Genomic DNA, 21,487 nt, shown 5'->3' on the forward strand with positions numbered 1-21,487 from the left:
AACTCATCAAACAATATTATTATTTTAATTACTTAATAATTTATAAGCAATTTATTTTCATCGTTTAGGAATTGTGAGTCAATTCTTTTTAAAATTTCATGTCAAATAAAATATTAAATTCGATTAGAAAAACTATAACTATTAATGTTTTAGTATTCACTACTTTAATATTTGCTATAGAAATTTTGTTAGGCATATGCATACTTATAAGAAACTATAATAAAGAAAGAAATATTATTCCAGGGAAGCTTCAATTTCAAATAAGCGGTACTACTGGACACAAAAGGATACTAGATAACAAATCAAAATTATTGCTATCAAAATACAAAATATATGACGAAATAAATGATCAAAGATCAATTAAATCTTTTAAGAAAAGCAACTCTAAAAAGAATATAAAGTTATTAACTCTTGGTGGTTCAACTTCGGATCCTCTAGGATTTATGTATTCAGGAATAGATGGTAACTGGACTCTACAACTAGGAAAACTTTTTTTAAAAAAAAATATATCTAGTGAAATTCATAACTATGCTCAAGGTGGTTTTAATTCATCTCAAGAATTAATAAGCTTTATTAAAAGCAGTAAAATTGTTAACCCAGATATCATTCTGAGTTTAAGTGGAATAAATGAATACTATTTTATTAGAAATAATTATCTTAAAGATGATAAAAATATATATCAATCAGATATTTATACGAAGGGTGAAAACGGCTACAGAGGAAACAAAATAATATTTGGTAATAATAAATTTTTAAAATGCAATTTTATTTGCTTTGACGTTAACTATAAATCAAATATTAGAAGATTTATAAATTATATTCAGGCAAAAAAGATAATAAACTCAAATTCTAAAATCACTCATCTAAAAATCAATGAAGAAGATTTTATTAAATATAAAAATGCAAATATCACTAGTATAAAAAGAGCGAGTAATATTTTTATTTCCAATCATGAAAGTATTAACCTTTTAGCAAAAAAAATGAATCGAAATTATTACTTATTTCTTCAACCAACAATATATGTTGAGAATATAAATGATTTAATATTTTCTGAAAAATCTATTTACGAATACCTCAAGAAAAACTTCCCATATGAAGATCCAAAAGTGATTGCACAAATTTCAAAAAAAGAAAAATATATTTTTAGCATGAACCTGCTTTATAAAGAATTACGAAAGGAATGTGCAGAGAGAGATTTTTGTTTTGATATAAGTAATATCCTTGTTGGTAATTCTACAAAAGTTTATAAAGATGCTAGGCATCCAAATGCTATAGGTAATCGAATTATCTCAAAAGAAATATTATCTAAAATAGAACTGTAAATTAAATCATAAAGATAAAAAGAGAAACACTTAAAATAGTTATTGCGTAAACAAATAAAACTGTTTTTTTATGAGAAAAACCTAAATCATTTAATCTGTAGTGTAAATGAGACCTATCAGGGAGCAAAAGCGAATTTCCTTTGCTTAATCTTGAAATTAAAACCGAAACCATATCAGCTATCGGATATAAATAAAATAAAATGGGCAAATTCAATGAAGTTTTGTCTACATTATTACCAAAAACAATTAAGGATGATAATCCTAAAAATGATCCTAATAAAAATGAGCCCGAGTCACCCATAAGCATTTTTGCTGGGTAGAAATTATACCGAAGGAATCCAATACATGAACCTATTAAAGAAAGGGAAATAAAACTTAAAAACAAATTCACATCTTTATTGAGAAATATTAAAGCCAAACAATATATTATGGTTATGCCTGATAGTAAGCCATCTAAGCCATCAAGCCAATTAAATGCATTTGTAATCCCTACTATCCATATTAGTGTAATTATAAAGCTTAATATCACGCCAAAATCAATAGTGTTTGAAGTTAAACCTAAGAAAGAAATATCAATATTATGTATTCTTATTCCATTAAAAAAAGAATACATCGCAATTAAAATTTGAAAAATAAGCTTTACTAAAGGCTTTAATACATAAATATCTTCAACAATACCTAAGCAAAAAAAAGCACTTATAGATACAATAAAAGGCAACAAGAATTTTTCATTCTGAAAATCAATAATATCAATATCCAAAATATATTTAATAATTAATGGTAAAAACAATCCAAAAAATATAGAGATTCCACCAAATCTAGTGAGCTTAATTTTGTGTTGCTTCCTTTTGTTTGGTATATCAATAATATTTAAATCGTGACCAATACTTTTTACAAATGGCAAAGATATAAATGAACTTATAAATGATAAAGCGAAAAAATAGATATACATAATTTTTTAGTCACCAAAAAGTTTATAAAGTGTCATTACATCAATAAGAGGTTTAACTGGAGCGGTAATACTATTTAGACCTGCAGCAAATGATGAAGACTTACTTTTTTTGACTTTAATAATATCTCCATTTTTTAGTAGAGGGTTCTTCCCTTTAGAAATATTGCCTTTTCTATTTACATTATAATTATCTCTAGTTATAGATCCGTTTCTATTAATCCTAATTAGTTCTACATTTGACCTATTTGCAATAAAATCTTTTGCATCTCCTGCAATCATAACAGCTTGAATTAATGGAGTATTGGGGGGTATTTTAATTAGACCCGGGTTATTAACCTCTCCGACAACTGTAATTTTAATAAATGATGGCGAAAGATTTAAAGCTACAGCGTCAAAAGTATTCTTAGAATAATCTTCTTCAGCCTTTTCGAGCTTTATTATATCCCCATCAAATAAATAAGGATTTTGAGATTGATCTCCTTTTTTGATTAAGTCGATAAAATTTAATTTAGCTTTTTTTAATTCTTTTTTTTCTCCAGGTATTTTTCTTATTAATGTTATTTCTTTGAGATTAGTATTATTTGTTATACCACCAGCCAATTGTATTGCATCAACAAGATTCGGGAAGTAATTTATTTCTTTTTCTTTTTTATTTTCCATGATATACAACCCAGGTGTATTAACTTCTCCAATTATTGAAACCTTTATTGGGCGAGGTTGTTTAACTGTTAAAAATATTTCTGGTCTTAATAATTCATTTGCAAATAATTTTGATAATTTTTCCGTAGCTTGTATTAATGATAAATTTGTTAAATCAACATTTCCTATAAAAGGCATTTGAGCCTTTCCATCATTAAAAATCGGATAAGTCCCAGATAATTCAGGCATATCAAAAATAGTTAGGAATAATATATCGCCAGGACCTAAAATGTAATAGTCATCAAATTTATTATTGATATTTTCTTGTATTAATGAATTGTTTGAAATTTCTAGGTTTTGATTTATAATGGGCTGTTTATTTTTAACGATAATTTGCGCATTTAAAGGTATTAAAGCTAAGTTATTAGACGCACTTAAAAATAAAGCAAGATTAAATAAAAACCCTCTAAGTTTAATAGCCAAAAAATTAATATGATTCTTAATAATGATATAATAAAATAAGAAATTATACTTTTCTTTTACAAATCACCAATCGGTAAAAATAATTTCTATAAAATATTTATTATTAGTTTTGAATTTGAAAAAAAAGTAACAGAAGAAAACAAAGCTTAAAAATGAATAACAATAATAATCAAGAAAACTATGTTGATCTTTCAGAACTGGGGAGGAGTATTTTAAGAAGAAAAAGATTAATTATATACATATCAGGTTTTTTATTTTTCTGGGTTTGCTTATATACATTTCAAAAACGAATCACCAATCCAACTTATAAAGGAACTTTCAGCTTGCTTATAAGCGACCCAATTGATGATGCAAAATCTAGTAATGGCTTAAATCAATTAGCTATTATTGCAACGGGAAAATCAGAAAATGACATCCCAACACTAATAGGATACTTAAAAAGTCCTTCAGTATTACAAAGTATCGCACTTGAATTTAATAAAAAAGTTGATGATATTCAGGATAATATAAAGATTGAGAGAAAAAAAGTTGGATCAAGACTAACTGATGGGGTATTAGATATAACTTTCTTTTCTAAAGATCCTAAAAAAGGAGAGCTTATACTGCAAGCAATCAGTAAAAAATACCTTAATATAGCTTTACAAGAAAGGCAAAGAAAATTTACTGATGGTTTGTTATTCCTTAATGAAGAATATAAAAAAGCAGAGCAAATACTAAATTCTTCCCAAAATAAGCTATCCCTTTTCATGGAAGAAAAGTCCGTTATTGAACCTCTCAAAGAGGCTGCCATCCTTAAAGAAAAAGAACTTAAATTAATTAATCTTATAGATAATCTTAATATTGAAAAGAAAAGTCTAGAAAACTCAAAAAAGGCTATAGCGGAAGGCAAACTTTTTGCTAAGGGTTTAATTAAAACTAATCAATTCTCAAAAGATAATTCTTTTATTTTAGGGGATGGGAACCAATCTTTATTAGATGAAATGATCAAATTAGAAAATGAACTAGCTCGAGCAAAAACGAAATTCACTTCTTCATCTAAAATCATTAAAGGAATAAAAAAAAGAATAGATAATTTAAGCCCCCTTCTTAAAGAAAAACAATTAGAATCAATGGATATTGCGATTAACTCTAATAAAGAAGAGATTTTAAATACAAATAAGACATTAGATTTATTGCAAAAAAAACTTCTAAATCTTCCAGAAGTAATTACTAAATATAATGATTTATTGGCAAAAGTTGAAGTTGCGGGAGAAAATCTTGCTGGGATTCAGAGAACTATTGAAGCGTTCCAATTAGGTGTTGCTCAAAATAGTGTTCCTTGGAGAATAATTAAAGCTCCAGAAATTAGCAAAACACCTTTTAAACCCTCCATTATAAAATATCTTTTCTTTGGAGGATTTTTATCTTTAATTTCAGGAGTATTATTAGGATTATTACGTGACCAACAAGATGCCACCATTAAAAAACTTGAAGAATTAAATCAATATTTGAATAATATACCTTTACTAGCTCAACTACCTTATCTATATCAATATAAAGATGTTAGAAGCGATAAGAAAATTTTTCTAAAAGAAGTAATAAAAGAAAGCTCAGATAAAGGGGAGGAACTAAGAAGGTTTTTCGCGCAGGAAGCATTTAGAAGTCTTTCTACTTCAATAAGGTTTCTAAATACTGATAAAAAAATAAATTCCTTTTTAATAACAAGTTCTATTCCAGGAGAGGGGAAATCACTTACAAATATACTTCTCGCAAAAACAATTGCAGAGATGGGCAAAAAAGTTTTACTGATCGATGCAGATTTAAGAAAACCTCAATTACACCAGAGATTAGATATAAATAATTTAAGAGGGCTTTCAAATCTTATTACAGACGCCAATATTGAGTTAAAAGATGTTATTCAAAATATTCAAATTGAAACCACCAAAATTGATGTTATAACATCAGGAGTTAAGCCACCCGACCCATTAAGGATATTAGGATCTGAAAAAATGAAATCCATAATAAAAGAAATTAAAGAAAGTAATAATTATGATTTTGTTCTTTATGACTCTACTCCAATTCTTGGATTATCTGATTCAGCAATTTTTGCAAATTATTTAGATGGAATTATTCTTCTTGTAAGTTTGGGTTATGTAAGTAGAAAATTACCTCCAGAAAGTATTAAGTTAATAAATTCTTATAATTTAAATTTATTAGGAGTAATTTCTAATGTGCTTGATCCCAAAATAGATATCGAGAATTCCATTAGTGGATATAAAGGTGGATATGAAAGTTATTCAAGCTATGCAGAATTGAATGAGGAAAAGAATATTAGTCCAAAAGAAAAATCAAAGAAAATAAAAGTTAATTTTAAAAATAAAATGTTTAAAAAAGTTTTACAAGATAGTTTTCAAATATTAAAACATTATGTCTTAAAAGCTTTAGAATGGCTGGATAAATAATTATCTAGTTCAAACTAAATTTCATGAGTTCTTTTAAAGTAGATTGGGTATTAGTTAATGAATTGGCTATTGGAAAAGCTCCTACAAAGGAATCACATATTCAATTATTAAAAAACGAAGGTATTATTGCTATTTTAAGTTTATGTAGTATTAAAGAATCATTAACTAAATTAGATTTAAATAGGTTTTTCATAGCGAAAAGATATGTCCTACCTGATCATAGAAGTGGAAGATTGCCAAAAATCGATGAAATAAATGAAACCCTACTATATCTTGAAGAACTTATTCAAAAAGGTCCGGTTTTTGTTCATTGTGTAGCCGCAATGGAGAGATCGCCTTTAATTTGCATGTCTTGGTTAGTAAAAAAGCATAAATTAAGTCCAGTGGAGGCCTTGGATTATATGATGCAGGTTCATAAAGGGACTTCCCCTTTGGCTGGACAACTATCATTATTGAATAAAATTAATTAATTTTGTAACTAATTAACCCAATTTAGGAAAAAAGAAATTATATGTAATGTCTATTGAGTTATTTTATAATGTTAAATAAAGTATTTAAATGAAGAATTTAATTCGTAATTTAAAAAATAAATTTTTCCCTAGTTTTAGGATAAATACTACTTTATTTGGCAAAATTTACTGTACTTGGACCAGTAAAAAACTATCTCTATCAGAAAAAAATGTTAGCCACATTATCAACAGATTTTATCCCGCTTATATATTAAGCGCAAAAATTCCAGGATGTTTTGTTGAATGCGGTGTGGGATATGGAAGATCTGCTCTAATAATGGAATCAATATTGCGAATGCATAATGATAATCGAGATTTCCTTTTATTCGATAGTTTCGAGGGTTTTCCTACCCCCTCTGGAGAAGATCTGAGTGGATCTGAAAAAGCACGGAAAAGTCAATGGAACTACATAGATCCTGATCATCTAATAGAAGTATTATCTGCTTCTAGCACAAAAAGAATTGACATAAAAAAATATAAAAAGAATATATCAAAAAGAATTCATATTGAAAAAGGCTTTTTTGAAAAAACTTTTAATAAAGAGATATATAATAAAATCAAAAGTTTTAAAGGAATTAGTTATCTTCATTTAGATGTAGATCTATATAATTCTTACCTAACGTGTCTTAATTTCCTATATCCATTAGTAAACTCAGGAGGTTTAATTCTATTTGACGAATATGATAATGAAACATTAAAAAAGTTTCCTGGTAGCAAAAAAGCCATTGATAAATTTTTATTATCTCAAAATTTAGATCCCGCAAAAGTTTTAGAATATGATCATTCAGGTAAATGTTTTATGGTTAAGAAATAAAATTAATAAATGTTTAGCCTTCAATAATAAATCAATTAAACTAATTCCGTAGTATATTAATCAAATTCTTTTTTTAAATCTAAATAAGAAAAAATATTCAATTTATTATGAAAAAAGGATGTCCAATTTGCAGCCATAATGAATATGAAACTGTAATCAAACTAGATGAATCAAATCAAGGAAGATTTATAAATCTCTCAAATAAAAAATATAAAGGATATTTAGAAGAAATAACACCTGATTTTTCTAAAGTAAAGATCTTAAGATGCAGTAATTGTTCCCACCATTGGTATGCATGGAAACCTAATGATAGAGAATTAATTAATATGTATGATAAACATGTTCCAGAAAGGAAGAAACTTTTAAAAACACAAAAAAGTAAAGCATCAAAATATATTAAAAGAGAACTAATTGACCTAAAAAAATTTATAAAAAAGATTAATCCAACGCTATTGGACTATGGATCAGGATTTGGGCTTTGGACTAGCATTGCCAAAGATATTAATTTCATAGTTTTTGCCTATGAACCTTCATCAAATAGATTAGCGAAATCAAAAGAAATCAATAATCATGATATAAACTTTATTAATAATTTAAAAGATATTGCTCAGAAACAAATTGATTTAATAAACATAGAGCAAGTTTTGGAACATCTCCCAAATCCTTTGGGAGTTTTAAAAGAGTTAAACTATTTATCTAATACCAAAACGGTTGTTAGAATAAGAGTCCCAAATTTAGCTAAGTGCAAAGAAGGTAAAACTTTATATAAATCATGGCCTTTTAATGATAAATCTATGCATACCCTTACTCCCTACGCTCATCTAAATGGATTTACGCAATCTTCCCTAAGGATCTCTTATTCTAGGGCAGGTTTTAAACCAGCTTATAAATTTATGTTTTTTTATAAACCAATAAATTTAATTAGGATAGTGCTAGGAGAATATATAAAAATACTTGAGACAACTACAATTTATTTAATAAAAAAGTAACTTAAAGAATGGTAAATTATCCTTTAACATAATCCTTTAAAGAAATAATAATTTTTAATTTAGTTTAAAAAATCAAAATCCTGATAAATTAAAATATCAGAAATTGTTGAATTATTTTGATTATTGACTATTTATGATAGTTTTATTAATTTAGCGTAGAATAAAAACCATATATAAAACCATTCTAAAAGTTTAAATAAATAACTAATTTTTCAAATTTAGAATTAAAAACTTTAAAAAATTTTGAATGTCAAGCTTAACCTAAAGCTTAAAGAAAGATGAAAAATGTATAATTGATTATTTAAAAATTTCCGGTATTTATCATTAAGTACAAAAATATTTAATTTAAAGTTTTTAGACTGAGAAATATATTAAATATATATAAAATAAACTATAACTTATTTTCCTATTTTTTTGCTTTTAAGTAGTATCCAGTGGTGATTAGCTTTGGAAGACAATTATCTAAAATATTTATTAAAGGAATTAAAGTATAAAAAATTAGACTAAAAAAACAGCCTATCATCTTATGAAAGGGATTTTTGCAGATAATTAATCTCGCCAATAAAGTAGATATAGTTAATAAAAAGCCACTTCGTTCTTGAATAATTAATTCATCAAACCTATCAAAAAGTTTCATCAATCCATATTTAGTAAACCTCCAGAAATCATAAGGAGCATCATGTATCCCAAAGGTGAAAGGAGTACTCAATAATAAAATACCTTCTGGTTTCAAAACTCTAAAAATCTCAGAGGATGCATTAAAAGGTTGGTCGACGTGTTCTAAAACCTCAAGCATAAAAACCAAGTCAAATTCATTATCTTTAAACTCCAAATTTGATATTGACATCACAAAATCGGGATTACGTTTAATATCAACATCTATTGTTATCAAATTAAAATGAAAATATTTTCTAATAAATTCTTCTAAATCCCCACCTGCTCCGACAAACAAGACCTTTAGGTTTCTTTTTTTTTTAGATATTCTATTTAAATCTGTTAATAAAAAAGATATAAGATTATTTCTAGATAGTCTTTTAGAAGCTCTTAAATTTATTAAAAAAAGTTTTCTTAGCAAAACTCTTAATATCTTTCTCAATAAATCAATTAAACCTATGAATAAAATACCATAAATTTTCTAAAAGTTAGCTTAGGCATGAAAATTAAATATTAATAGTATTTTTGAGTCATAATAAATTTCTTGGAGTTAAATAAAATTTTTAACTATGATTTGTTATTTATTTAGAATAAATTAATACTTAATCTAAGTTTAAAAAGTCAAATAATGCATATTTTCTAATAAAAAGAATTAAAAACAGTTTTTGATAGTTTTAAGGAAAGAAAAATCTAGGCAATTATTTCTCAGATAGATCATTATTAATTGATTCAACCAAAATATTATTCATAATTATCATATTTCCCTAATTGTTATATTTACAAAATTATTTTTCAAAATATTTATCGATATAAATTAAATAAATATCTTATAGAAGAAAATATAATTTTTAAACTTATTTTTTTGCTTTGTTAAATAAGCAATTTGTATTAGTAATTAAATGGTCTAATACCTTTTACGTTTTTTTACCTAATTCCATATTAAATTATTATATTATTATTGAGTTTATTTATAATTTTTTGTAATCTAAAAGAAGTTTTGCTTGTTATTTTTAGAAAATTAAAAAAATCAAACTTGTGAATTTCTAAAAATAAATTCTTGGTATCAAAAAATGAAACCCAATCAGGATATTTCCAAAATTATTCTAATTAAAAGTATCTGGAAACATTTAACTTCAAGAAGAAAAAAACAATTAATATTGCTATTTGGACTAATACTTCTTAGTGGAATTGCAGAAATTTATTCTATAGCTTCATTAATACCTTTTTTAAATGCTTTTTCTAATGCAGAAAGTAATTATTCAATTGCAATAATTGAGCCTCTTTATGAAATATTTTCTCCATTAAAATCATTAAATCCAATTTTATTTTCTACTATAATTTTTTTATTTTGTATATCAATAGCAGCTTTTCTAAGACTAATAAATCTTTATGCTGCCAACTTTATTTCAGCGGCTATTGGGAGCGAATTTAGTTCTAAGGCTTATAATCTTACACTTAATCAACCTTATAGACGTCATATAGAAATAAATAGCAGTGAGATTATATCTTCTATAGTGACTCAAACTGATGTAACTGTTAGTGTTATTAAGACAATAATATTATTTATAACTTCAATAATAATTTCAACAGGTTTAATTTATAGTTTATTTATAATTAATTGGTTTCTTTCAATATCAATATCATTAATATTGATCTCTCTTTATTTGATACTAGGAGCCTACTTTAAAATAAGACTCAACAAAGTTAGTGAATCTAGAGCAATATTAATTAATCAGCAAACCAAATCCTTACAAGAGGGACTTGGTTCAATAAAAGATATAATTCTAGATAATAGCCAAGAATTTTATTCTAAATTATTTAGCAAAAGTGATCAACCAATAAGATTTCTAGCTGCAAAAAGTGAATTTATAGCAGGATCTCCAAAGTACATATTTGAAGTAATAAGCTTATTTATTATCATTCTTATAGCCTTAATCTATAAAGTATTTATCGATTTTAATGCAAATATAATTCCTTTACTAGGAACTATGGCATTAGGGATACAAAGATTACTTCCTTCTTTCCAACAAGCATATAATTCTTGGGTAATTATTACAACAAGTACAAATTCAGTCCTTAATTTATTAAAACTCCTTGATCAAAATCCATATTTAGAAAAAAAGAAATCAAAAGACTTTTTATTTAAAAACAAAATTACTCTTAAAAATATTTCTTTCTCTTATAAGAAAAATTCAAGAAAAATAATAAAAAGCTTTAATTTAGAAATTTTCAAAGGAGATAGAATTGGAATTATTGGGCCATCGGGAGGAGGTAAAAGCACCTTAGCAGATTTATTAATGGGTCTTTTAAAACCAACGCAAGGAATTATTGAAATAGATGGAATAGACCTTCATAGAAATAATAAATATTTCAAGAAAGATTGGTATAGAAATATTTCACATGTTCCCCAAGATATATTTTTAATAGACTCAAGCATTGCAGAAAATATTGCATTTGGTGTGCCATTTGAGAAAATTGATAAGAAAAAATTAATGTTAGTAATTCATTTATCAAGATTATCAAATTTCATAAAAAACATTGATGATGCATTTTCAACAAATGTTGGAGAGAGAGGATTAAAACTAAGTGGAGGCCAGAGACAAAGAATTGGAATAGCAAGGGCATTATACAAGGGTGGAAATATACTAATTCTTGATGAGGCAACTAGCGCACTTGATCAAGATACAGAAGCTTCAATAATGCAAACAATTGATAATTTAAATTCATCAATTACAGTTATTGTAATAACACATAGATTGAGTACACTAAAAAAATGTGATCGCATAATAGATTTAGGAAAAAATTAAAAAAATGCTATAAATAGTAATAAATATATTGTCTTTATTGATGAATGAAAACAAGTCAAAGATTGCTTTATTAGATCCAAAATCAGTAGAAGTTTTAATTATTACAAGTGCCTCAAAAAAAATACCTGAAATAGACCCTAATATAAAAGCTTTATCTGAAGCCGTTAAGAATATAAACTTTATTGAAGAGACAATTGAAAATATTTGTTCAAACACAAGCATTAAAAAATTCATTATTGCTCATGACTTAAAAATAGATTGTAATTTTTCTCTTAATCATCACAAGAATCTTTTACGTTTAAAGAAAAAATATAATTTCAAATTAATTACTTCTGCTTCAAGTTCTGAAATGCCTTCACAATTATCTGCGTCAATTACATTTAAACTTGGTTTAAAAAATATCAGTAGTAAATGGTTTTTATTATGGGAACATGATTTCATGTTTCATAAAAAATTAGATTGGCAATTAGTAAATGAATGCATAGAGAATGGAGGAAAAATGATACGTTTAAATAAAAGTTATGGATATTACTCTAATAAAATTAATTTAGAAACTATTTTGAAAAGTAAAAAAATGGAAAGAATATTTAATTCAAAAATAAGTAAAAATTTTATAAATACTAATCACTACAGTAATACTCCATTTATATCAGAATTACAATTTTGCAAGACTTTATGGGAAGAAGTTAATTTCGAATATACAGATTGGAATGGTCACTTTGGGGGTTTCATTGAAGGTCCAGTTAATCAAGCAATGTTAACTAATGAGTTAAATTTAAGTACGGATCAGTTTCTAAAAAAATACCCAATATATAGCTATGTAGATAACGAAATAGATAACTTGGTTTATCATAGAGGAACTTATGAACCAATATATTTATTAAATTTTTCAAATTTCTTTAATATTATACTTTTATTAAAAGTATTCAAAAAATTTTTCAAATCTAAAATACTTAAACTAGTTGTTAAGTGAAAATAGATTTTTAAGAAAAAAAAATTTAAAAAAATTATCGTTTATTTTCAAATTTAAATAAGCTCACTTTAACCGTAAATCTAATTCTATTAAATAAATTCTTAGGGAACTTTGCCCACAAAAAGTATTAATTTGATTTTCATCTATTACCATGTAACCAAATTGAATTAATTCATTAGTCAATGTATCTAGATTCGAGGAAAAACTATGATCTAATGCAAATTTAATGATTCGGCAATGTTGGGATATCTTGCAAAATACAATCTAATAATTTCCAAGAACTTAAAACATAATCTTTAAGAAATTGATCAAAATCAATCTCCGAATTAGAATCGGCGCTATCTGAAATCACTCTTACAATTACCCAAGGAACTCCTTCTTGTTCGGCGACTTGAGCAACTGCACCACCTTCCATTTCTATAGCTTCTAAATTCGGTAGTTCATCCTTAAGTCTTTTTATTACCCTCTCCTCAGAAATAAATGAATCTCCTGTAGCAATTAAACCCTTTTTTATATGACCAAATCTAGATAAATTTCCATTATTAAGACTCTTTTTTAATGAACTAAAAATCCAATTTTTAAAAAAGTTATCGGATTCTAATTTTGCCTTTTTTAGTGGTGGTAAAACAAATTTATCGAAAATTGGTCGAGCATCCATATCATGTTGAATTACTTCGTTCGCGATGACAATATCCCATTGACTTAGACTTTTATTAGCTGCTCCAGCAACACCTGTAAAAACAATTAAATCTATTTTATTTGTTCCAGATAATATTCTTGTTATTGCTCTAGCAGCACTTACTTTCCCCCATCCGCTCCAAGCTAAAGTTATATATACAGCTTCGTAGTTTGGAACTTTTTTCTTTAATTTTCCATAATAAATCTTTAAATCTCCATATTTATTTAAGGTTACATTTTCCAGATTATCAATTGTAGTACCAATTTCCTCTGGCATTGCGCTAAGCAAGCCTATATTTATTGATTTCATCTTTTTAGGTACAATGCTTTTAAATATAGAATAATTTCATCACTAATGGAAAATAATAATTTGAAATTAGCCATTGATTCATACAGAGACTTTCCTCAAGAAGGAATAATTTTTAGAGATGTACTACCAATCCTAAGAAATCCCGAGATTTTTTCGAATTTAATCAAAGATATGTCCTCTAGTAATCTCCTTAGAAATTCCGATGCAATAATTGCTATAGATGCAAGAGGTTTTATTTTTGGCGCTGCTATATCATTCCACCTATCCAAGCCTCTGGTTGTCGCTCGTAAGCCTGGAAAATTACCAGGAGAAATCATAAGTAAATCATATAATTTGGAGTATGGTTCAAACTCATTATCAATTCAAGAGAAATCACTTTCTCAGCATCAAACATTTTTTATTATTGATGATTTGTTAGCAACAGGTGGAACAGTAAATTGTGTTGCAGATATTTTAAATTCCAAAGGAAAAATAATAACTGGATTATCAGTAGTTATAGAACTTAAAGATTTAAATGCAAAATCTAAGTTTAACTTCCCTGTCGAATCACAAGTGATTTACTAAATTAAAAATTTTATTAATTTATTAAAATTAATAGCTCCTTTAAACCAGCATATATGATTCAAGAGGTTAATATTTTTTTGTTTAAAATTAGGAATAGAATAAATAGCTCTTTAACTGCAATTTGGAAGGAAGAATTGTCTAAGAATATATAAGTAATATCTATTTTTTTAAAAAGCTCTCAGTATCTTTATGAATTAAACTTCTTTATCCTTATATTAATAACTTAATTTTTTTCTTTTTAGTATTTTCTTAAAATGTGATTTATAAATTATGCAATATTAAATTAATGATGAAAATTAAAACTTAAATCTAATTTTTTAACCCCAAAGTTTCAGACTTTGGAAAATTAAGAGTATGCCATCTTGATACTAAGAAAGCCCTGAACCAAAAAGCCCCGTTTTTACCTAATGCTCTATCCCTTTTGAACTGTTCCACAGCATATTTTGAAAAAAGCTCATCACATTCCGAGATTACTTTTAATGCATCAGTGTATAAAACCTTGAATACAAGTCTTTGAGAATTACCTGGACGCTGAAGCTTTTGCTTTTGGGACTTAACATGATAAGGAAGTAATCTTGATGAAGCAATTCTTAATGTAGATTTATTCATGCCATTTGCAAAAATTTTATCTATCGGCTCAGGTAATGCTCGTTCTACAAGTAAATGATCAAGATACGGGACTCTTGTTTCAAGGGAACAAGACATTGAGATTCCATCTTCAACTCTCAACCAGTAGGGAATTCCACTCACAAGCAATCTATAAATCATATGATTTTTAAGGCTTATGAAAGCATGTAAGGGAGCAGGTCGAACAAACTTCTCAAGTGAAGATGATAATAAGTATTTTTTTTGAGTATTGGACTTAAACAACCAGCGTGGAGTTAATTTGAATATAATTTGCCTGAGTGCGGCAAAGATTAGGCTAAGTTTACTTTTACCAGTGAATCTTTGAAGTCGATTAGCAAAGTCAAATGCTTGAAATAATTTAAAATTGACAATTAACTCCGACAACAATGTAGGGACAAAAAATTTATAACCACCAAATACTTCATCAGCACCATCTCCTATCAGAAAGACTCTGACACCATCTTCTGCCGCTGCTTTTCTAATTGCATATTGGTAAATAGTTTGTGCTGCTTTAAATGGCTGATCGAGCTTTGAAAGAAGCAAATCAATTGTTTTCATAGATTCATACTTCATGCAATCAACATATTTATGATCCAAGGACCACTGAGAAACTGTCATGTCGATTAAATTTGATTCATCAGCACTGTCTGGCGGAACGACACTATAAAACTTGACCGTATTATCATTCTTGGCAAGACTTGCGATTATAGACGAATCTATACCTCCGCTCAAAGCAATACCCATTTTCACATCTCGTCGAAAATGTATAGTTATGGACTCTTCAAGCACTTCTTCTAAACTGCATATCGAAGCAGGGTTTTGAGGAGACTTTTTCTTAATTTCCCAAAAAGAATTAACTTTCCATTCACTTGTCCCCCCAGACCCAACAATTGATGCATATTTACCTTTGGGAAATGATTTAACACCATCGAAGAATGTACTTTCATTTTCATCTAAGATTCCATGCAATGTGTAATCCACAATTGTTCTCAGATTAGGGACTTTGAGTGATGGGGCTAAAAAGAGAATACTTTTTATTTCGCTTGATATTATGGATAAGTTTTTATAAGAGGCATACCACAATGGTTTAATTCCAAGCCGATCTCGACTAACAAAAGTTTCTTTGGTAGTTGAATTAAATGCAACGGCTCCCCACATACCTCTAGCTCTACTAAAAGCTTGACCTGCTCCCCAAGCGTGGATACAAGCAGCTAATACTTCAGAATCACCTTTAGTATTAAGAAAGTATCCTTCATTATTTAATTGCTTAGCAAGTTCTAAATAGTTATAAATTTCACCATTAAAAACAAGAATAATATCTTTGTAAATTATTGGTTGATTACTTCTAGGATTTATATCTATAATCGACAGTCGACGAAAACCCATCAAACCTTCGTCAATAGAAATGACTTGAACATCATCGGGGCCTCGATGATGCTGGAGATTAAGAGCATTTGTGAATTTACCCTTATCAGGGAGAACTTCAGGTGGACCAAGGCAAACTAAGAATCCACACATAAGTATTTACTGAACTTTTTAATAAAGTAACATTTCTTGAGCACTTCAGTTCATTTTACTTTAAGAATTGATTAATCAAAAGCAATTACGTATTATAAAAATACTTGACCTAAATAGGATGAGTGATACTGGACAAAAAATTTTTGCAAATAATGCAAGCTGGTCGTTTTCTGGAAATGTACCCAAAACTTTTGGAGAGCACATTTTGAATTCTGTACCCTTATATTTAGAAGGACAACAACTAGTTGCAGAGTTTAGTGACTTCTTTGTGGGTGAAAATCAGAAAGTATACGATTTAGGTTGTTCAACAGGTTCTCTTACAAAACTAATTGCAGATAGACATAAATCTCGTAATGTCGAAGTAATAGGTATAGACATAGAAGAAAAAATGATAGAAGAAGCAATTAAAATAAATTCATCTGAGAACATAAATTATTTAACAGAAGATATAGTTTCATATAATCTTGAGCCTACTAACTTCATAACTGCCTACTACACATTACAGTTTATATCACCTTCAATAAGGCAATTCTTATTTAATAAAATATTTAATTCATTAAATTGGGGCGGTGCTTTAGTTATTTTTGAAAAAGTCAGGGCATCAGATGCTAGATTTCAAGATTATTTTTCACAACTATATCAAGAATTTAAGTTAAAAAATAATTTTACAGCTGATGAAATAATATCAAAATCACAAAGTTTGAAACGAATATTGGAACCATTTTCTTCAGAAGCAAATTATGATTTAATGAAACGTGCAGGATTTAAGGACATAATAACAATTCAAAAATATCTATGCTTTGAGGGATTTCTAGCAATTAAATAATTTTTTGATAATTAAATTTTATAAAATTAGAAATATAATTTTAAAATTTTTTAACTATTATTTTCAAATTATACAATTTTCTTGAATAGATTTTTTAATCTTATTTTAAGAATATTATACTCATCAATTAATTTATATTTTCTTAAAGCTTTATTGATTAATTTCTTTTGTTTTAAATAATTTGAAACTTTTATGAATTTCTTTTCTTGAGATTCAAATAACCCCCATATCTCATTTTCAAAACCATTTGCTATAGGAGATAGACCGCACTTTGATAGTAAGGAAATAAACGTATCTGGGGAGAAGTAATGTAAATGAACTGGTCTAAAATAATCCGTTCTTATGGGCTTATCAATATTTTCAACATTAGGCACTACTATATAAGCTAAACCTCCTTTTGCTAAGCTTTTCTGAATTTGTTCAAGAACAAATACTGGTCTTTTTACATGTTCTAAAGTATGTCTAAAAATTATTAAATCATATTTCTTATTAAGAAATTTATTCCAGTTTTCATCTATATCTTTATCTATTACTTCAGCACCAAGTTTATTTTTTAAAAATTCTTGTGATGGCTTCCATTGTTCTATTGCAGTTGCTTCAATATTTTCAAACTTCTGCTGAAGGAATTCGGTGCCCCATCCTTGACCAGCCCCAATATCTAAAAGTCTCAATGATTTTCTTTGAAGAAAAAAGGGTTCTATTCTTTCCCACATCTTTCTCCATTTTTTAAATTTGTAGTTTTCATCTTTTAAATCTATAGGATCTTTTTGAAATTTTTTTGGATACCAAATCTCATTAACAGTTTTATAATCTTCATCAGATAGGCGAGGCCATACAGTTACATGTCCACATGTTTTGCAAATTGCAATTGGCATTGATAATTCGCCAATAAGAGAATGCCTCATATCTGTTACTTTTTCAAAATTCAAGGAATCACAAATTTCACATCTTACTTTTATTAGAGTTTTAGTTCTCTTCATGCTTATATACGTAATTTATTGAATACTCATTTTTAAAGTATATTTAATTAATGATATGCATTAGTTTATTATGAAGATTAATAATGCCTTTGCGTGAACTTTTGCGAGATTTAGCTAAATCTTCAACTATAAAAAAATATCAATCTAATAAATGGAGACGAGAGAATCTCACTAATTTATCACTATGAATAAGGGAAAAAGGGGAGCCAAGGAGATTGGAACTTCTCTACCAATGCTTGCCATGCAGATCACTACAAAACTATAGCTGGATTTTTGCAATTGTCTTAGTTTATTAGCTCGCAGAGATAAAAATACCGTAATTATTTATTTTTTGAATTTTTTTATTTTTTACTATGCAATTAAAAGAAAACACTGCTTTAAAAGCTTTTTTTTGGATTAAATTAAATTCTAAAGATAGTCAATCTTAAATAATAAAAAGTAAGTTTAATATCCTATATCCTATTGTTTAGTTGCTAATACAAATAAACTTCCTTTATCTCTATACCTCCATCTGTTAAATAAATTTTTAGGAAACTTTGCCCACCACCATGTATTAGTTTCATTTATATGTATTACCTTGAACCCGAATTGAGTTAATTTTTTAGTCAGCGTATCCCGATTCCACGAACGAACGTGTTGCCATCTATGGAATAGGGTCCCATTAATAGGGTTGCAAATAAGACCTTTAGTAAGATCTTCATTATTAGGTGTTGTAAAAAGTATTAAACCTTTCTCAGATAATAGATTCTTTGCAGATTTTAAAAGTTTTGATAAATTTTTATCATATAAATGTTCTATAACTTCGCAACAGAAAATAAAATCTACTTCATTTTGAATTTTCTTCATCTCTATTTTATTACTAGCCAAAACTGCTTTAGAAAAAAGAGGATGGTTTGTAAAAGTTTTATTTATTTTTTTAATTGATTTGTCAGAAGTATCTACGCCGTATATTGAGGAGTTTTTAAAATTATTGTTGGCTACTTCAAGAATTGATTCAATCAATCCACCATCACCACATCCAAGATCTAAAATTATTTTTGCATCTTTTAAATATCTAGAATATTTTTTTATGAGATCTTTCCCAAAATTACGAGACCAATAATTTTCAGGAAATCTTGATTCATAATTCCAAAAAATTTTTATTTGTTCGTCGGTCCAAATATGTTTTTTGTACAAAGTTAATCACCTCTATTAATTAGCATTCTAATTCTATGGTTGTTAAATCAATCTTAAAAATTATGGTTAAAGAAATATTTTTAAATTTAACTTAATGCTATATCCTTTTGTAAATTTAAAATATTTTTTATATTAACCTAAATACTATACTTTTATCTTATAAAAAATTTTAAAGTCGTAATTTATTTAAGTTTTTGAAAAAGATTTTTTATTATTAATGAGTATCCTTCCTTAGATAAGTGATTACTATCCATATAAATATTTTTTCCTAATGATTGTACTTCACATTTTTTAAGCTTCTCATTACAAAAATCATTAAAACTATCATATACAAAAACGTTAGAAGTTAAATCTGAATATTTCATCAACTCCTTGTAAAAGAAATTTCTTGTCTTTTTTGCTTCTACCATAGATATACCCTCATAACAGAAGCTGGGAATTCTTGATCTAAACCATTCTTTTGTACAAATTGATATGGGATTACTTTTAGTATTTATTTCTGGCGGTGGAAGTAAAATATAAATGTTATTTTTAGAATTTTCTTTTGCAAATTTAATTAATTTAGCTATCCAAGATGCGATAACCTCTTCGTTTTTTATGATCTTTGAATAATCTTCATTCCAAAAAACATTTGGAAATAATAGTCCATCCGCTGAATAACTTGGATAAAAATAAATAGGGGTTCTCATTGAAATTATTATATTTTGCATTTTTGATTTATTTCTTGTTGAATTCAATTCTGAAAAAACCTTTTCAGTCAAAATATTATTATTTCTGTTATTTTGCTCCTTACTGATTAGATAAGGATTTGAATAATTTACTCTTGGATAGGCAGTTCTATCTACATATGCCAAACGTATTTGTTTTCTGGAATCACATTCTAATAAAGCTTTATACAACTTATATGCATGACTATCTCCCAGAATAATTAAATTACGAAATGATGAAGAAATTGAACTACAATAATTACTAATTTTGCTTTCCGAATTAGCTTGTATGTTCTTCCCTAAATAAATCTTTTTCAAAAAATTTCTACCAAATACAAAGCTTATTCCTGCAGAAATTAACATTAAAATTATTCCAAGAAAGATAGATACTGTTTTTCTTAGTGTGATTTTTCTAAAAGGTAATTCAACAAATTTATGAGATAGTACACTAATTAAAATTATTAAAAGTAAAATTGGAAATATATTTTTACTTGAAACACCAATAGTCCACTTGCTTAAACTAAGAATTCCCCAATGCCAAAGGTATAAAGAGTATGAAATTAATCCTATATACATTACCTTCTTATTTGTAAGTAATTTGTATAAATAGTTTTTCTCCTGTAAAGAAGCGATAAAAACTACCGTTAATAAAACCGCAGCAATGTTGGGTAAACCAGAATTTTGCGCTGGAATAAACATTATCAAAATAATAAGCAGGAATATTAATAAAGAAGGAATTCTCTTTAATATAATTTGAATGTGATTATTATTTTTGGAACCTAAGAAAATTAGACAGCCCGCAGCAATTTCCCAGAAACGACTTGTTATAAGAAAATATGCCGCTGGCTGATTATTACCATAAAGATAAATAAAGGACAAAAGTGAGAGGATTCCCATTGAAGATAATAAAATCATAAAGTTTCTATTACCTTTTTTTACATTTCTAGAAAATCCTGAAAACCAAGCTAAAAGTGGGTAAATAAAGTAAAATTGTTCTTCTATGCCAAGTGACCAAGTCTGAGTAAATGGATTCAACTCAGTTCCTGATGAAAAATAATCAGTTGCGTTTTGATAAAGATATATATTAGAAAGTCCAAATGAAGCACCTAAAGCAGTTTTCAAATAAACAGATGGTTGAGGACAAAATAAGCATACCCCTATTACGGCAACTACTAAAAATACTGTTAGTGCAGGAGTGATTCTTTTAAGTCTTCTTGAGTAAAAATCGCTCAAGAAATCGCCTATGTTTTTACTTAATTTCCCTGATATTGAGGTTGTAATTACATATCCTGATATTACAAAAAATATATCAACTCCTAAATATCCGTTTGGGAGGAGATCTTTATTAAAGTGATTCAAAATAACACAAATGACTGCAAAAGCTCTAATACCTTCGATCTCTGGTCTATATTTTTTTTTACTGATTGTTATATTTTTTATATTAGAGTCTCTCAATTAATTTAAATAATCTTTAATAAATATACTATTCAAACTAGAAGTAAATATAACTGTAAAAAA

Annotated in this window: 17 protein-coding genes; 9 read left to right on the forward strand and 8 right to left on the reverse strand. The window is 27.1% G+C overall.

The annotated features are described in order from the left end of the window. The first annotated feature begins 98 nt into the window (after positions 1–98). Positions 99–1,322 carry a hypothetical protein gene (locus SOI86_RS04050; protein WP_320682317.1) on the forward strand — a complete coding sequence of 408 codons (1,224 nt, stop codon included), beginning with the start codon at positions 99–101 and terminating at the stop codon, positions 1,320–1,322. A gap of 1 nt (position 1,323) precedes the next feature. Here the strand turns inward: SOI86_RS04050 and SOI86_RS04055 are convergent, their stop codons facing one another. Continuing rightward, positions 1,324–2,274, reverse strand: coding sequence for an MraY family glycosyltransferase (locus SOI86_RS04055; RefSeq protein ID WP_320682318.1), 951 nt, complete (start codon positions 2,272–2,274; stop codon positions 1,324–1,326). 6 nt (positions 2,275–2,280) lie between these two features. Further along, positions 2,281–3,396: an SLBB domain-containing protein gene (locus SOI86_RS04060; protein ID WP_320682319.1), complete on the reverse strand. Its 1,116-nt coding sequence runs from the start codon at positions 3,394–3,396 to the stop codon at positions 2,281–2,283. Positions 3,397–3,548: 152 nt separating this feature from the next. Here SOI86_RS04060 and SOI86_RS04065 point away from each other — a divergent pair, with 152 nt between their 5' ends. The 4 genes from SOI86_RS04065 to SOI86_RS04080 all read left to right on the forward strand — a co-directional run bounded on the left by SOI86_RS04065 (position 3,549) and on the right by SOI86_RS04080 (position 8,149). Further along, on the forward strand, positions 3,549–5,837 hold the full coding sequence (locus tag SOI86_RS04065) for a polysaccharide biosynthesis tyrosine autokinase (protein ID WP_320682320.1): 2,289 nt from the start codon (positions 3,549–3,551) through the stop codon (positions 5,835–5,837). A 23-nt stretch (positions 5,838–5,860) separates the two neighbouring features. Then, complete coding sequence (locus SOI86_RS04070) at positions 5,861–6,307, forward strand: dual specificity protein phosphatase (protein ID WP_320682321.1); 447 nt, start codon at positions 5,861–5,863, stop codon at positions 6,305–6,307. 88 nt (positions 6,308–6,395) lie between these two features. Continuing rightward, positions 6,396–7,160, forward strand: coding sequence for a TylF/MycF/NovP-related O-methyltransferase (locus SOI86_RS04075; protein ID WP_320682322.1), 765 nt, complete (start codon positions 6,396–6,398; stop codon positions 7,158–7,160). 107 nt (positions 7,161–7,267) lie between these two features. Further along, a complete protein-coding gene (locus SOI86_RS04080; RefSeq protein ID WP_320682323.1) occupies positions 7,268–8,149 on the forward strand; it encodes a class I SAM-dependent methyltransferase in 882 nt (293 codons plus the stop codon). Between the two features lie 406 nt (positions 8,150–8,555). On the opposite strand, the gene SOI86_RS04085 is transcribed toward SOI86_RS04080, so the two are convergent. Continuing rightward, positions 8,556–9,245, reverse strand: a complete 690-nt coding sequence (locus SOI86_RS04085) for a class I SAM-dependent methyltransferase (protein ID WP_320682324.1) — start codon at positions 9,243–9,245, stop codon at positions 8,556–8,558. A 628-nt stretch (positions 9,246–9,873) separates the two neighbouring features. Here SOI86_RS04085 and SOI86_RS04090 point away from each other — a divergent pair. Together SOI86_RS04090 and SOI86_RS04095 are read left to right on the forward strand one after the other, a co-directional pair. Next, positions 9,874–11,610 carry an ABC transporter ATP-binding protein gene (locus SOI86_RS04090; protein WP_320682325.1) on the forward strand — a complete coding sequence of 579 codons (1,737 nt, stop codon included), beginning with the start codon at positions 9,874–9,876 and terminating at the stop codon, positions 11,608–11,610. 40 nt (positions 11,611–11,650) lie between these two features. After that, positions 11,651–12,583: a hypothetical protein gene (locus SOI86_RS04095; RefSeq protein WP_320682326.1), complete on the forward strand. Its 933-nt coding sequence runs from the start codon at positions 11,651–11,653 to the stop codon at positions 12,581–12,583. A gap of 223 nt (positions 12,584–12,806) precedes the next feature. Here SOI86_RS04095 and SOI86_RS04100 read toward each other — a convergent pair whose 3' ends face one another. Continuing rightward, positions 12,807–13,571 (reverse strand): 5'-methylthioadenosine/adenosylhomocysteine nucleosidase, encoded by a 765-nt coding sequence (locus SOI86_RS04100; RefSeq protein WP_320682327.1) that lies wholly within the window; start codon positions 13,569–13,571, stop codon positions 12,807–12,809. Positions 13,572–13,616: 45 nt separating this feature from the next. On the opposite strand from SOI86_RS04100, the gene SOI86_RS04105 reads away from it, so the two are divergent. Then, positions 13,617–14,135 (forward strand): adenine phosphoribosyltransferase, encoded by a 519-nt coding sequence (locus SOI86_RS04105; RefSeq protein ID WP_320682329.1) that lies wholly within the window; start codon positions 13,617–13,619, stop codon positions 14,133–14,135. A 309-nt stretch (positions 14,136–14,444) separates the two neighbouring features. Here SOI86_RS04105 and asnB read toward each other — a convergent pair whose 3' ends face one another. After that, positions 14,445–16,280, reverse strand: coding sequence for an asparagine synthase (glutamine-hydrolyzing) (asnB, locus tag SOI86_RS04110; protein ID WP_320682330.1), 1,836 nt, complete (start codon positions 16,278–16,280; stop codon positions 14,445–14,447). A 118-nt stretch (positions 16,281–16,398) separates the two neighbouring features. Between asnB and SOI86_RS04115 the strand changes: the two genes are divergently transcribed. Next, positions 16,399–17,106: a methyltransferase domain-containing protein gene (locus SOI86_RS04115; RefSeq protein WP_320682331.1), complete on the forward strand. Its 708-nt coding sequence runs from the start codon at positions 16,399–16,401 to the stop codon at positions 17,104–17,106. A 68-nt stretch (positions 17,107–17,174) separates the two neighbouring features. On the opposite strand, the gene SOI86_RS04120 is transcribed toward SOI86_RS04115, so the two are convergent. The 3 genes from SOI86_RS04120 to SOI86_RS04130 form a co-directional block, all read right to left on the reverse strand. Next, complete coding sequence (locus tag SOI86_RS04120; protein ID WP_320682332.1) at positions 17,175–18,086, reverse strand: class I SAM-dependent methyltransferase; 912 nt, start codon at positions 18,084–18,086, stop codon at positions 17,175–17,177. Between the two features lie 459 nt (positions 18,087–18,545). Further along, on the reverse strand, positions 18,546–19,262 hold the full coding sequence (locus tag SOI86_RS04125) for a class I SAM-dependent methyltransferase (protein ID WP_320682333.1): 717 nt from the start codon (positions 19,260–19,262) through the stop codon (positions 18,546–18,548). 182 nt (positions 19,263–19,444) lie between these two features. Next, entirely contained in the window at positions 19,445–21,424 is a 1,980-nt protein-coding gene (locus SOI86_RS04130) for an acyltransferase family protein (RefSeq protein ID WP_320682334.1), read from the reverse strand. Positions 21,425–21,487 lie beyond the last annotated feature (63 nt).

Origin of the sequence: Prochlorococcus sp. MIT 1314 (assembly GCF_034093315.1) — a bacterium.
GTDB classification, from domain to species: domain Bacteria; phylum Cyanobacteriota; class Cyanobacteriia; order PCC-6307; family Cyanobiaceae; genus Prochlorococcus_A; species Prochlorococcus_A marinus_Y.

What these genes read in the sequence shown, in the direction of transcription:
- SOI86_RS04065 (WP_320682320.1), top strand. Translation starts at nt 3,549, where the DNA reads ATGAATAACAATAATAATCAAGAAAACTATGTTGATCTTTCAGAACTG.
- SOI86_RS04095 (WP_320682326.1), top strand. Translation starts at nt 11,651, where the DNA reads ATGAATGAAAACAAGTCAAAGATTGCTTTATTAGATCCAAAATCAGTA.
- SOI86_RS04090 (WP_320682325.1), top strand. Translation starts at nt 9,874, where the DNA reads ATGAAACCCAATCAGGATATTTCCAAAATTATTCTAATTAAAAGTATC.
- SOI86_RS04070 (WP_320682321.1), top strand. Translation starts at nt 5,861, where the DNA reads ATGAGTTCTTTTAAAGTAGATTGGGTATTAGTTAATGAATTGGCTATT.
- SOI86_RS04115 (WP_320682331.1), top strand. Translation starts at nt 16,399, where the DNA reads ATGAGTGATACTGGACAAAAAATTTTTGCAAATAATGCAAGCTGGTCG.
- SOI86_RS04075 (WP_320682322.1), top strand. Translation starts at nt 6,396, where the DNA reads ATGAAGAATTTAATTCGTAATTTAAAAAATAAATTTTTCCCTAGTTTT.
- SOI86_RS04055 (WP_320682318.1), bottom strand. Translation starts at nt 2,274, where the DNA reads ATGTATATCTATTTTTTCGCTTTATCATTTATAAGTTCATTTATATCT.
- SOI86_RS04080 (WP_320682323.1), top strand. Translation starts at nt 7,268, where the DNA reads ATGAAAAAAGGATGTCCAATTTGCAGCCATAATGAATATGAAACTGTA.
- SOI86_RS04120 (WP_320682332.1), bottom strand. Translation starts at nt 18,086, where the DNA reads ATGAAGAGAACTAAAACTCTAATAAAAGTAAGATGTGAAATTTGTGAT.
- SOI86_RS04100 (WP_320682327.1), bottom strand. Translation starts at nt 13,571, where the DNA reads ATGAAATCAATAAATATAGGCTTGCTTAGCGCAATGCCAGAGGAAATT.
- SOI86_RS04105 (WP_320682329.1), top strand. Translation starts at nt 13,617, where the DNA reads ATGGAAAATAATAATTTGAAATTAGCCATTGATTCATACAGAGACTTT.
- SOI86_RS04050 (WP_320682317.1), top strand. Translation starts at nt 99, where the DNA reads ATGTCAAATAAAATATTAAATTCGATTAGAAAAACTATAACTATTAAT.
- asnB (WP_320682330.1), bottom strand. Translation starts at nt 16,280, where the DNA reads ATGTGTGGATTCTTAGTTTGCCTTGGTCCACCTGAAGTTCTCCCTGAT.